A 12,755-nucleotide genomic window follows, 5' to 3' on the forward strand; every position below is an offset into this window, starting at 1 on the left:
CAAGGCGCGCACGCGCCGCACTTTCCGGAGAAGAAGAGATGGGCCTGCTGGAATCCGTACTGCACGTCGCGCCGGTGATGCCGGTGGTGGTGATCGAGGACGCGAAGCACGCGGTGTCGCTGGCGCGCGCGCTGGTCGCCGGTGGCATTCCCGCCATCGAGATCACGCTGCGCACGCGCGCCGCGCTCGATGCGGTGCGTGCGATCGCCAACGAAGTCGACGGTGCGATCGTCGGCGTGGGCACCGTGCGCAAGCCGCAGGACCTGCTCGATGCACAGCAGGCGGGCGCGCGCTTCGCGGTGTCGCCGGGTTCGACGCCGAACCTGATCGCCGCGGCCAAGGACCAGCCGCTGCCGTGGCTGCCGGGCACCGCCACCGCGAGCGAGGCGATGACGCTGGCCGAGCACGGCTTCATCTTCCAGAAATTCTTCCCGGCCGAAGCCGCCGGCGGTGCGCCGGCACTGCGCTCGCTGCACGGCCCGCTGCCGGAGATCCGTTTCTGCGCGACCGGCGGCATCGGTGCGCACAATGCGCGCGACTACCTCGCCACGCCGAACGTGGCCTGCGTCGGTGGCTCGTGGATCACCCCGTCGCGCCTGGTCGCCGCGGAGGAATGGGGCGCGATCGAAGCCCTCGCCCGCGCCGCGACGCTGCTGCGCGCGTAAGCGGCATTGCAGAAGCGATAGCCCACTGATCGGTTGCGGCGAAGGCATCCCTGCCTTCGTCGCGCGCCGTAGCTACTTCTTCAACTCGATCACCAGCGTCCGCACCGCGGTCGCGCTTTCGTTCTTCGTGTCGTGCGTGACCGGGCCGCTCCAGGCGACGTCGCCGGCCTTGCGCTCGAGTTCCTTCACCGCACCGCTGGCATCGGTCTGGCGGGCCTTGCCTCCGGTGAGGAAGACGACGACGTGGTCCTGGTGCGAATGCATGCCGGTGGTGGCGCCCGGTGGCATGTTGAGCTCGATCACGCGCACTTCGTCGTTGTCCAGCACGACCTTGGCGTTCTTCGCCGCGGTCTTGGCCAGGTCCTGCGCCGTCGCCGCGGGCAACCACGCCAGGACGGCAAGGGCCGCGCATGCGGCCGTCGCGATGGATCGCTTCATGGTGGATCTCCCTACTCGTTGCGGCGAGCGGGAACGTCCGGCTTCGGGTACCCGCGGGGCAGGGCGGGCGGTGCGGCGGAGTGGCGGTCGGGCGCTCGCGGAATGACCCGACGCGTGGCATCCCCGCGCGGGTCGGGCTGCCGCGCGGGCACCGATGCAAACGCGGCGCGTCCGCGCGACCGGCCTTCAGCAGATGCCGGATTCCTCGATCATCTCGTCCTCGAAGGCGACGAAGCGCTGCAGGTCGAGCCGGTCCAGGCGCAGCCGCTGGGCGGCCGTGGAGAATGCCATCGTCGCAAGCACGCGCTGCGGGTCGCGCGCCCACGGCGGCACGTACAGCGGCGGCGCGATCAGACCGCTGTCGCGATACGGCGCCAGCTCGATCACGTCGGCGGTGGTCAGGCGCCCGGCGAACAGCATCGGCAGCAGGTCGCCGCGGCCTTCCTGCAGCGCCTTGCGCATGAACACGTGCACGATCATCACGCCTTCCAGGTACGCGCCGTCCTTGGTGAAGCACACGCGTCCGCGCACGTCGCCGCCGCGGAAGATGCGCGACGCGCTGCGGTAGCTTTCGACCTCGCTCTGCCCGGCTTCGAGGAAGCCCTTGAACACCTCGATGAAGTCGGCGCCGTCCAGCGCCTGCTTCACCATCATCACGCGCAGCGCGATGCGGCGCAGGCGGGCGATGTCGAGCGCGCCGGTGACGATCTCGGAGAACGTCGCCAGTCCTTCCTGCACGCGCGTAGTGCGCGGCGAGCCGATCCCGAGCGCATGCAGGTGCGGCTGGTGCATGCCGTTGAGCAGCGTCGCGGTATGGATGAAGGCCTCGTGTTCGACCAGCTGCTCCAGGTCGCGCTCAGAGAACATCGCCGTGGCGCGCAGGCTGATGCGGCGGCTGCCGGCGGTGGCCTTGGACGACAGTTCCGGATCGAGCACCACGCGCACGTCGTCGTGCTTGAAGAACGGGCCGATGCGTTCGCGCAGGCGTTCGGCGAATTCCTGCGCGGGGATGTCGAACGGCACCTCCGGCAGCAGGCGGTCGGAGATCAGCTCGTCGGTGATCGCCAGCATCTCGCGCGCGCTGTCGACGTTGTTGACGTCCTGGCTGCGGTAGCGGAAATCCGGCCGGCCGTAGAGCAGGGCCGAGCAGCGGGTGAATTCGGGGGTGCCGATCGCGCCGAGCATCTGCGCGGCGACCCGGTAGCTCCATGCGGTCTTGTAGAGCCAGCGGCCGATCGGATGGCGCTGGTCGATCTCGCACATCAGCGTGCGCAGGCCGTCGATGGTGTCTATCAGGGGCAGCGGCTGGGTGCCCGGCTGCGGCAACTCCGGCTTGCCGGCGCGCCATTGCGCGAGGAAGCGTTCCTCCAGCCCGCTCGCCCAGCCGATGGCCTTGAGCACGCACACCTTGCGACCCAGCGCGACCAGTCGCCGGTCCTGCTCGAACAGGCGCTCCAGCGCCGGGTCGTTCTGTATGGGGGAGACGATCTCGGCGGTCGCGTTCATGGCCCTGCTCCCGATACCTGCGCTCAGGAGCGGTAGCAGAGCACCGGCCGCGTTTGCCGGCCGTGAGCGCGGATTACGGCTTCGGGCGCGGCGGGGCGGTCGATCCGCGCACCACCAGCTCGGGGCTGAAGCCTTCGTTGGGCAGCGCACGGGCGGGCGAGTGCTCGCGGACTTCCTGCAGCAGTCGCTGCGCCGCGTGGCGAGCGATCTCCTGCGTGGCCTGCTTGGCGGTGGTCAGCGCCGGCCAGCTCTGCTTGGAGAACGGGCTGTCCTCGAAGCCGGCGATCGACAGGTCGTAGGGCACGTTCATGCCGCTGGACTTGGCCGCCGCGAGCACGCCGGCGGCGATCTCGTCGTTGCTGCCGAAGATCGCGGTCGGGCGGTCGGGCAGCGCCAGCAGGCGACGCGCGCCGCGGAAGCCGTCGTCGAAGGAGTAGTCGCCTTCGACCACCAGTTCCGGATCGAGCGCGATGCCGTACTCGCGCAGCGCGTCCTCATAGCCCTTGTAGCGTTCCCACGACGAGCCATGCGACTTGCCGCCCCAGAGGAAACCGATGCGGCTGTGGCCGAGCTGGATCAGGTGTTCAGTGATGTCGTAGGCGGCGTCGCGGTCGTCCACGTACACGCACGCGCTGCCGTCCTGCGGATCGGCCGCGGCGGAGACGATGCGCACCAGGCGCACGCCGTGCGCGACCAGTTCGGTCACCAGCTCGTTGCGCTCGGACATCGGCGGCGCCAGCACCAGGCCGGCGAGGCGCGAATGCTGGACCAGATCGATGAGTTCGGCGGCGAGGTTCTTCGACGACGAATCGCAGGGATGGATCTGCAGGCCGTAGCCGGTCTCGCGGCACACCGACAGCACACCAGCCTGCACCGCGATGACGTAGTACGGGTTCGGGTTGTCGTAGACCAGGCCCAGCGCGTACGGCTGCGCGCTGCGCAGGCTGCGTGCGGACGGATCGGGCTGGTAGCCCAGGTCGGCGATCGCCTGCTGCACGCGTTCGCGGGTGCGCGCCTGCACGCTGGGTTCGTCGTTGATGACGCGCGAGACCGTCTTGAGCGACACCTCGGCGCGCTCGGCGACGTCTTTGATCGTGGGTCTGCGCACCGGGGTTCCGTGTGGTTTCGACATGCCTGCCGCCGATGGAGCCGCCGCGTCAGGGACGCGGCGGAAGTGCGTAAAGCGTAGCGACACGTCCCCGCGATGGGAATGACGTGCGCTGGCGTGTGGTCCGCATGGACGCGACAGTCGCGACGGCCGTCACCCGTTCTGCGCGGCCGGCACGCCGGCGACGCCGTGGCCGATGGCGTGTCCGCGCAGCGCGAAGTACAGGATGTACAGGTAGCACGGCAGCATCAGCACCAGGAACACGAGCTGGAAGTCGTACGCCTGCTTCAGGTGTACGAACAGCTGCGGGATCACCGCGCCACCGGCGATGCCCATGATCAGCAGCGCCGAGCCGTATTCGGTGAAGCGGCCCAGGCCCTGGATCGCGAGCGGGAAGATCGCCGGCCACATCATCGCGTGGGCGAAACCCAGCGCGGCGACGAAGCCCACCGACACGTAACCCTTGGTCAGGAACGCGCCGAGCGTGAACAACACGCCGAGCACCGCGGAGAAGCTGAGGTAGCGTTCCTGCGAAATGAAGCGCGGGATCGCCACGAGGCCGACCACATAGCCGGCGAGCATGCCGAACAGAGTGAACGAGGTGAAGAACTTGGTGCTGTCCAGCGGCAGGCCGAAGCCCTGGCCGTAGGTGCCGATGGCGTCGCCCGCCATCACTTCCACGCCGACGTACACGAAGATGCACAGCGCGCCCAGCCACACGTGCGGGAACTGGAACAGGCTGGTCTTCCGCGCACCGTGCGCACCGTCGGTATCGGCGTTGACGTCCTCCGGGCGGATTTCAGGCAACGGCGAGAACACGATGCCGACCGCCAGCAGTGCCAGCAGGCCGGCCATGAACATGTACGGGTCGTGGATGCGCGCGGCGAACTCGTTGAGCAGCTGCTCCTTCGTCGCCGCGTCGGCGTTGGCCACCTGTGCGCTCAGGTCGCCCATGCCGTGCATCACCAGCGTGCCGATCACCAGCGGTGCGAGGATGCCGGCGACCTTGTTGCAGATGCCCATCACCGCGATGCGCTGCGCCGCGCCCTCGATCGGTCCGAGGATGCTGATGTAGGGATTGGAAGCGGTCTGCAGGATCGCCAGGCCCGCGCCGATCACGAAGATGCCGGTGACCGCGCCGCCGTAGACGCGCGCCGTCGTGTACTGGCCGAACACCACCGCGCCGACCGCCATCAGGAACAGGCCCAGCGCCATGCCCTTCTTCATGCCGGTCTTCTTGAGGATCAGCGACGACGGCAGGGCCAACACGAAGTACGAGATGTAGAACGCGAACGGAATCAGGAATGCGAGCGACTCGCTGACGTTGAAGGCGAGCCTGGCGAACGAGATCAGCGGGCCGTTGAGCCAGGTGACGAAGCCGAAGATGAAGAACAGCGCGCCGATGATCGCGATGGATCCGTAGTGGCTGCGCGGATTGGCCGAAGGCATGGACATGCGGATTCCCCTCCCAAGGAACTCGGTTTGGACGTCGCCCCTGACTTGCACGACATCCGGTGGAGCAACGTTGTCACAAGTCGCCCCCGCAGGCCAGCCACCCCCTGAGAGGTCCACTGGGCGGGCCATGCAAGCGTTTTCATGCTGTTGCGCCGCAACAAGAATGGCCGCTCGTCGGCGCTGACACCGGTGTTTCTGACAAATTTGTAACTTCTGGTTGACAACGTTGTCAGAGGCGAGCCAATCTCGGTCGCGTCGGTGGGGAGCCGGCGGAAACGGAGGGCTCATGCGGTGGGATTCGACGCAAACACCAGTCCGGTCAAGCCACTACGCGAGCGCATCCCGCATGCGCGACGTCCGCGGGTGAGCGCCGTGCCGCCGCTGATGCAGCCTGAGCCGCGCTTCATCGCGGCCGACGTGGGTGGAACGCATACCCGGGTCGGGCTCGTCCGCGCCGGCGGCGCCGGTGAATCGGCCGTCGTCGTCCTGGCCCACCGCAAGTATGTCTGCGCCGATTACCCCAGCCTGGCCGCGATCCTGGCCGACTTCATCGCCGGCAACAGCGCCTGCGCGGGCATCGACCGCGTGGCCATCGCCTCGGCGGGAGTCGTGCTCGACGACGCGGTCATCAATTCCAATCTTCCCTGGCGCATCTCCCTGTCGGAGCTGCGCAGCGAACTGCGCCTGAGCGAGTTGCAGTTCATCAACGATTTCCAGGCCGCAGCGCACGCCGCGCAGTGCATGGACCCCGCCGATTCGCTGCTGCTGACGCCCGGCGTCAGCGCCGGCGCGCGCGGTCCGGTGCTGGTGGTCGGTCCGGGCACGGGCCTGGGCGCGGCGGTGCGCATCCCGCATCGCGGCGGCACCGTGGTGCTGCCGACCGAAGCCGGCCACACCGCCTTCGCCCCCGGCAACGCGCGCGAGATCGCGATCCTGGAATGGGTCCGCCAACGTGGACAGACCCACGTGCCGACCGAGCGCTTCGTGTCCGGTCCGGGCCTGGTCAATCTGTATGAAGCGATCTGCGCGATCGACGGCGTCGAAGCCAGCCTGCGCGCACCGGCCGCGATCACCGAGGCCGCGCGCCGCGGCGACGCCGGCGCACGCGAGGCCGTGCTGACCTTCTGCGGCCTGCTCGGCAGCGTGATCGGCGACCTGGTCATCGTCAGCAGTGCCAAGGCGGTGTTCATCGCCGGCGGCATCCTGCCGCAACTCAAGGATTTCCTGCCGCACAGCGCATTCCATGCGCGACTGCTGGACAAGGGCGTGATGCACGCAGCGCTGGAACGCGTGCCGGTGCGCCTGATCGAGAACGAGCGCCTGGGCGTGATCGGCGCCGCCAGCTGGTACCTGGAGCATCTGTCGCAGGAGCGCGACGCGTGAGCGTCGCCATGCAGCGCAAGACAACGGAGCCGGGCCCGCCGTTGCGGGAACGGCCCAGAAAACTGGCTCCGTAACGCCGGCACGAAGAAACGGCATAGCGGAGTCGCACATCAGCCCGTGGGAGGGAGAGCAATGAAACTTCGCAAGACCATGCTATCGGCCAGTATCGTCGCCGCGCTCGGCTTTGCCGGGACCGCCGTGGCGCAGGAAACCGCGACCGTCGCGCAGGCCTCGTCGGCCTCGCAGGAAGCAAAGGACCTGGACGCAGTCGTCGTGCGCGGCATCCGCGGCTCGATCGAGGAGTCGCTGCAGACCAAGCGCGATGACGTGACCCGCGTGGAAGTCATCACGTCCGAAGACATCGGCAAGATGCCCGACAAGAACGTCGCCGACTCGCTGGCGCGCATTCCGGGCGTGAACATCTCGGCGGCCAGCGCCAACGAAGGCGCGTTCGACGAGAACGACCGCGTCTCCATGCGCGGCACCAGCCCCAGCCTCACCCAGACCCTGATCGACGGCCACAACATCGCTTCGGGCGACTGGTTCGTGCTGAACCAGACCGGCACCGTGGGCCGCAGCGTCAGCTATTCGCTGCTGCCGTCCGAACTGGTCGACAAGGTCATCGTGCGCAAGTCGTCGGAGGCCAAGGTGGTCGAAGGCGGCGCGGTGGGCAGCGTGGACATCATCACGCGCAACCCGCTGAACTTCGACGACGGCTTCAGCATCTTCGGCTCCGTGGGCGCCGTCTACGCCGACAAGCCGGGCAAGACCGACCCGCAGCTGTCCGTGCTGGGCAACTGGAAGAACAGCGACGGCACCTTCGGCCTGACCGTGCAGGCGTTCAGCGAAGAGCGCCACCTGCGCCGCGACGGCCAGGAGCTGCTGGGCTACGAGCCGATCACCGCCGGCACCGCCGCGGGTCAGGCGCATCCGGACCTGGTGGGCGTGTACTTCCCGGTGCTGATCGGTTCGGCGCTGTTCGAGCAGGAGCGCAAGCGCACCGGCGGCATGTTCACCGCGCAGTGGAAGCCCACCGACACCGTCGAACTGGAAGCCAACTACTTCCGCTCCGACATGAAGGCGGACAACTACAACCGCAACTACATGATCTGGGGCCGCCGCATCATCAACGGCTCCAGCGCGACCGACATCGGCCAGGTGCCGCTGCCCGGTTACGTCGTGCGCAACAACACGCTGGTGTTCGCCGAGTTCGCGCCGACGCCGGGCCAGGATCATGCGTTCGGCATCTACGACATGATCAACCGTCCCAATGCGAAGTCCTCGACCGAGTACTTCAGCCTCGAAGGCAAGTGGGATGTCAGCGAGAACCTGCGCCTCAGCGCGCAGGGCGGCACCTCCGAAGGCCACGGCGAAACGCCGACCCAGGACGTGATGGAGTTCGACACCGGCCTCAACACCGGTGGCGGCTGGAACATCCACGGCGTCGGCGCGGCCGACTGGAACCTGGGTACCGCCAACACGGCGCAGCCGGGCGTTCCGAACGTCGACTACCGCCTCGACTGGGTGTTCGGCGACAACGACATCGACGTGGAAGACCAGGAAGACTGGGGCCAGATCGACGGCTCGTACTTCTTCGAGGGCGGCACGATCTCCTCGCTCGACTTCGGTATCCGCGCCGCCCGCCACGAGCGCGAGCTGCCGCAGGTCACCGGTCAGGGCCCCGGCCCGGGCGCGTTCGATCCGGCCAGCTGGCCGCAGGGCTTCCGCAACTATCCGGGCGATTTCGCCGACGGCTTCGGCGGCAGCTTCCCGCGCGACATCTGGTACTTCTCCGACGGCGACGTCCACAACTTCGGCACGAACTTCAGCAACCGCGATCCGATCACGCGTTTCCGCTACAGCGGCGCGTACGGCCTGAAGGAGCGCAGCGACGCCGCCTACGGTCAGCTGAACTTCCGCGGCGATCGCTGGACCGGCAACCTGGGCGTGCGTTTCGTGCGCACCGAGGAAGAGGTCAAGAACTACGTCCAGACCACCGCGATCGATCCGGCCGCCGTCACCACCTCGGCCTTCGGTCCGTACAAGCAGGTCATCACCAAGAACAGCTACAACGACTGGCTGCCGAGCGCGAACTTCAAGTACGACGTGAGCGACGACTCGGTGCTGCGCCTGGCCCTGTCGCGCACGCTGACGCGTCCGGACTTCTCGTCGCTGGCCGGTTCGGTGAGCCTGTCGCCCCCGGCGAACGTGGGCGGCGTGGGTACCGGCACGGGTGGCAACCCGAACCTCGAGCCGATCCTGTCGACCAACTTCGACGCGACCTACGAGTGGTACTACAGCGAGCGCGCGCTGCTGTCGGTCGGTGCGTTCTACATGGACATCGACAACTACGTGTCGCTGGGTAACGATCGCCAGTCGTACTTCACCGTCGATGCGCTGCACCCGCAGGGCGCCGACGTGCCGTACGACCTGGCCGTGCCGGTCAACACCAGCGCCAAGGTCAAGGGCATCGAGCTGGCCTGGGAAGCGCCGCTGGGCGACTACTTCGGCGCGTTCGCCAACTTCACCTACGCCGATGGCGAGGCGGACAACCCGGACGACGGCAACCCGCTGACGGTCGAGACCGACGCGATGCTCGGCACGTCTGAGTACACCTACAACCTGGGTGGCTACTTCGAGAACGAGATGTTCAACGCCCGCGTGAACTACACCTGGCGCGACGAGTTCTTCAGCGGCCTGGATCGCGCCTCGGCGTTCTGGCAGGACAGCATCGGCACCCTGTCGGCGTCGTTCGGCTGGAAGATCAACGAGAACATGTCGTTGCAGCTCGACGCGATGAACCTCAACAACCCGAAGATCAAGTACTTCGCGGAGAACAAGGACCGTCCGCGTTCGATCTACGAGAACGGCCGCCAGTACTATCTGAACTTCCGCTTCAACTACTGATGCACCGTGGTTTGACGGTGTAAGGCAACACAGCGGGCCCGGTCATGCCGGGCCCGCTTGTTTGGGCGCCCAGGGGCGCAACCGAAACGATGAGGACGCGATGAGACTGCAATCCGCATTGAGCGTGGTGGCCGGCGTGACCCTGGCGCTGGGCCTGGGCGCGTGCCAGCGCGACGCCGCACCGTCGGCGACCCCGGCGAAGGAAACCAGCCCGGCGACAGCACCGGCCGTGGCGGCCGCGACCACTCAAGTCATTCCCCGCCCCGCGCAGGTCGAAACCCGCGAGGGACAGCTGCGGCTCGGTCCGCAGGCGCGCATCGCGGTGGTCGGCGACAACGCCGAGGCCACGCGCATCGCCAACGATTTCGCCGCGCGCGTGAACACGTCGCGCGGCTTCGCCCCGCAAGTGGGCGGCGCGGTCGACGGCGCGGCCGTCGTGTTCGCGATCGATCCGGCCATCGCCCCCGCGGGCGACGAGGCCTACGTGCTCGACATCACCCCGCAGGGCGCGAAGATCAGTGCGCGTGCGCCGGCGGGCCTGTTCTACGGCGCGGTCACGCTGTGGCAACTGGCCACCGCCGACGGCGGCAAGGGCGACGTGGCGATTGCCGCGCAACGTATCGAGGACGCACCGCGCTTCGCCTGGCGCGGCCTCATGCTCGACGTCGCGCGCCATTTCCGCACGCCGGACGAAGTGAAGGCGCTGATCGACCAGATGGCGCTGCACAAGCTCAACACCTTCCATTGGCACCTGACCGACGACCAGGGCTGGCGCATCCAGATCCGCCAGTACCCCAAGCTCACCGAAGTCGGCGGCTGCCGCATTCCCGCTGGCGCGGCCGGTCGCGATGCGAAGGGCAAGCCGAAGCCCTACTGCGGCTTCTACACGCAGGACGAGATCCGCGACGTGGTGAAGTACGCCGCCGAGCGCTACGTCACCGTGGTGCCGGAGATCGACCTGCCCGGCCATGCGCAGGCGGCGATCGCCTCGTATCCCAAGCTGGGCGTGACCGGCAAGACGCCGCCGGTGTCGCCGGACTGGGGCGTGCACACATGGTTGTTCAACGTCGACGACGGCACGTTCACGTTCCTGGAGAACGTGCTCGACGAAGTGATGGAGCTCTTCCCCGGCCGCTACATCCACCTCGGCGGCGACGAAGCGGCCAAGGACCAGTGGGAACAGTCGACGGCCGTGCAGGCGAAGAAGCGCGAGCTCGGCCTGAAGGACGAAATGCAGCTGCAGGGCTGGTTCATGGGGCGACTCGAGAAGTACATCGAGTCCAAGGGTCGCCGCATGATCGGCTGGGACGAGATCCTCGAAGGCAACCCGCCAGAGGACGCCACGGTGATGTCGTGGCGCGGCACCGACGGCGCGATCGAAGCCGCGCGCGCCGGCCACGATGTCGTGCTCGCACCCGCGCCGAACCTCTACCTCGACCACCTGCAGAGCGACGCGCCCGACGAGAACCCGGGCCGGCTCGACGTGATGTCGCTCAAGAGCGTGTACGAGTTCAAGGTCGTGCCCGTGCAGTTGAGCGCGGAACAGGCCAGGCACGTGCTTGGCGCGCAGGCCAACCTGTGGACCGAGCACCAGCGCACCCTCGAGCGCATGCAGCGGGCGATGTTCCCGCGCGCCGCCGCGCTGGCCGAAGTGACGTGGACGCCGGAAGCGCGCCTGGACTGGAACGACTTCCTGCAGCGCATGGCGCCGGACATGGCGCGCTACCGCACGGCGGGCTTCAACGCGTCGGACAGCGCCTTCGCCGTGCGTTTCACCCCGCAGGCGGGTGAAGGCGGGAAGGCGACGCTGGCGATGTCGAACCAGACCGGCTTCGGCACGCTGCGTTACACCACCGACGGCAGTGATCCGACCGCGGTCTCGCCCGAGTACACGCATCCGCTGGACCTGCCGCTGCCGAGCACTGTCGTCGCCAACGCTTTCGCCGACACCCGCGCGCTGGCCGCACCGCGCCGCTTCACGCTGGACGCGCGCAGCCTGCTGGCGCGCGGCGGCCCTGCCCTGCGCTCGTGCAAGAAGGGCCTGCTCCTGCGGATGGAGGACGACGCACCGGCCGACGGCAAGGAAGGCGAACGCACGCTGCTGATGAGCGACGTGTTCGATCCGTGCTGGCTCTACGACGACGCGCCGCTCGACGGCATCGCCACCCTGCAGGTCCGCGTCGGCCAGCTGCCGCACAACTTCCAGCTGTGGAAGGACGCTCGACTGGTGGTGACGCGCGAGGCCAAGGTGCCGGGCGGTGCGCTGGAAGTGCGCGTCGACGGCTGCGAGGGCGAACCGGCGATCACGTTGCCGCTCGCACCGGCGCGCAAGTCGCAGGGCCTGACCGTCCTGGAAGCGCCGATGCCGACGCTCGCCGGACGCCACGACCTGTGCTTCACCTTCGCCTCCGGCGAACACGATCCGATGTGGGTGATCGACGAGGTCGCCCTGCTGCCCAAGGGCCCTTGAGGCCCGTCCGCACCGTTCCGGGCCGCGGGGAGGCGGTCCGGAGCGGGGCGGACCTTTGCCGAAACGGGCCCTTCGGAATGCGGCGGCCCTGCCGTTATCACGGACAGATATGTCGCGAGGCGGCGATCCCGGCCCGAAGCGGGTTAGGATTGCTGCGTTGCACAGGGGGATTCACGCATGCTTGCTCGCAGTCTTTTCGCGACGGCGCTCTTGGCCGTCTCCAGCGCCGTGTCGGCGCAATCCATTACCCGTCCGTCGGAGTTCTACTTCGACGCCGACGCCAATACCGTCAAGCCCGTGGTCGCCGTGCGCGAGACCGGCGACGTGGCGATGGAAAAGCTGGTCAAGATCGTCGAGCGCAATCCGCGCGCCAAGGCCGAAGTCGCGCAACTCGCGCACATGGCGATGGCAGCCGGTCGCGTCGATCTTGGCCGCCAGCTCTATGGTCGCGCGCTCGGCGCGATCGACCGCAGCGATGGGCTGTGGCGTTCGGTCGTCTGGAACTACGGTTGGGACCTGTATCGCGCCGGCGATTCCGAAGGCGCGCTGGCGCAGTGGCGTTCGCTGGTCGAAGGCCGCAGCGTGACCGCCGCCTGGATGCCGCCGACGCTGGCACTGGCGCTGTGGTCGGTGGGTCGCAAGGACGAAGCCGTGCAGTGGTACGCCGCTGCCGTCCGCACCGAGCCGCAGCAGTGGAACACCACCGCCCAGTTCACCCGCCTGCTGCCCGAGTGGCGCGAGACCGACCGCACCGTGCTGACCGAGGTGCAGGCGGCGTGGGCGTTGAATCCGCCGAGCTGGCCGTAACCCCGTTCCCTGGCCG

The 12,755-nt window shown here is 68.2% G+C and carries 9 protein-coding genes; 5 read left to right on the forward strand and 4 right to left on the reverse strand.

Annotated features, from left to right (window positions below; translation table 11 throughout):
- Positions 1–38 precede the first annotated feature (38 nt).
- Positions 39–665, forward strand: a complete 627-nt coding sequence (eda, locus tag FOF45_RS07315) for a bifunctional 4-hydroxy-2-oxoglutarate aldolase/2-dehydro-3-deoxy-phosphogluconate aldolase (RefSeq protein ID WP_158983449.1) — start codon at positions 39–41, stop codon at positions 663–665.
- Positions 666–737: 72 nt separating this feature from the next.
- Here eda and FOF45_RS07320 read toward each other — a convergent pair whose 3' ends face one another.
- The 4 genes from FOF45_RS07320 to FOF45_RS07335 form a co-directional block, all read right to left on the reverse strand.
- Positions 738–1,103, reverse strand: a complete 366-nt coding sequence (locus tag FOF45_RS07320; RefSeq protein WP_158983451.1) for a cupin domain-containing protein — start codon at positions 1,101–1,103, stop codon at positions 738–740.
- 186 nt (positions 1,104–1,289) lie between these two features.
- Entirely contained in the window at positions 1,290–2,609 is a 1,320-nt protein-coding gene (locus FOF45_RS07325; RefSeq protein ID WP_158983453.1) for a peptidase MATCAP family protein, read from the reverse strand.
- Positions 2,610–2,682: 73 nt separating this feature from the next.
- Positions 2,683–3,717 (reverse strand): LacI family DNA-binding transcriptional regulator, encoded by a 1,035-nt coding sequence (locus tag FOF45_RS07330; protein ID WP_158983455.1) that lies wholly within the window; start codon positions 3,715–3,717, stop codon positions 2,683–2,685.
- Between the two features lie 153 nt (positions 3,718–3,870).
- Entirely contained in the window at positions 3,871–5,166 is a 1,296-nt protein-coding gene (locus FOF45_RS07335) for a sugar MFS transporter (protein WP_158987323.1), read from the reverse strand.
- Positions 5,167–5,556: 390 nt separating this feature from the next.
- Between FOF45_RS07335 and FOF45_RS07340 the strand changes: the two genes are divergently transcribed.
- The 4 genes from FOF45_RS07340 (at position 5,557) to FOF45_RS07355 (ending at position 12,739) form a co-directional block, all read left to right on the forward strand.
- Positions 5,557–6,555, forward strand: a complete 999-nt coding sequence (locus FOF45_RS07340; RefSeq protein WP_158987325.1) for a glucokinase — start codon at positions 5,557–5,559, stop codon at positions 6,553–6,555.
- A 132-nt stretch (positions 6,556–6,687) separates the two neighbouring features.
- Positions 6,688–9,462, forward strand: coding sequence for a TonB-dependent receptor (locus FOF45_RS07345; protein WP_158983456.1), 2,775 nt, complete (start codon positions 6,688–6,690; stop codon positions 9,460–9,462).
- Between the two features lie 100 nt (positions 9,463–9,562).
- Positions 9,563–11,932 (forward strand): family 20 glycosylhydrolase, encoded by a 2,370-nt coding sequence (locus FOF45_RS07350; RefSeq protein ID WP_158983458.1) that lies wholly within the window; start codon positions 9,563–9,565, stop codon positions 11,930–11,932.
- Between the two features lie 177 nt (positions 11,933–12,109).
- Positions 12,110–12,739, forward strand: a complete 630-nt coding sequence (locus FOF45_RS07355; protein WP_158983460.1) for a tetratricopeptide repeat protein — start codon at positions 12,110–12,112, stop codon at positions 12,737–12,739.
- Positions 12,740–12,755: the final 16 nt, after the last annotated feature.

The organism is Lysobacter panacisoli (assembly GCF_009765165.1).
GTDB classification, from domain to species: Bacteria; Pseudomonadota; Gammaproteobacteria; order Xanthomonadales; family Xanthomonadaceae; genus Lysobacter_J; species Lysobacter_J panacisoli.

Coding starts and splice junctions, on each gene's coding strand:
- eda (WP_158983449.1), top strand. CDS start 39: ATGGGCCTGCTGGAATCCGTACTGCACGTCGCGCCGGTGATGCCGGTG.
- FOF45_RS07320 (WP_158983451.1), bottom strand. CDS start 1,103: ATGAAGCGATCCATCGCGACGGCCGCATGCGCGGCCCTTGCCGTCCTG.
- FOF45_RS07325 (WP_158983453.1), bottom strand. CDS start 2,609: ATGAACGCGACCGCCGAGATCGTCTCCCCCATACAGAACGACCCGGCG.
- FOF45_RS07335 (WP_158987323.1), bottom strand. CDS start 5,166: ATGCCTTCGGCCAATCCGCGCAGCCACTACGGATCCATCGCGATCATC.
- FOF45_RS07340 (WP_158987325.1), top strand. CDS start 5,557: ATGCAGCCTGAGCCGCGCTTCATCGCGGCCGACGTGGGTGGAACGCAT.
- FOF45_RS07345 (WP_158983456.1), top strand. CDS start 6,688: ATGAAACTTCGCAAGACCATGCTATCGGCCAGTATCGTCGCCGCGCTC.
- FOF45_RS07350 (WP_158983458.1), top strand. CDS start 9,563: ATGAGACTGCAATCCGCATTGAGCGTGGTGGCCGGCGTGACCCTGGCG.
- FOF45_RS07355 (WP_158983460.1), top strand. CDS start 12,110: ATGCTTGCTCGCAGTCTTTTCGCGACGGCGCTCTTGGCCGTCTCCAGC.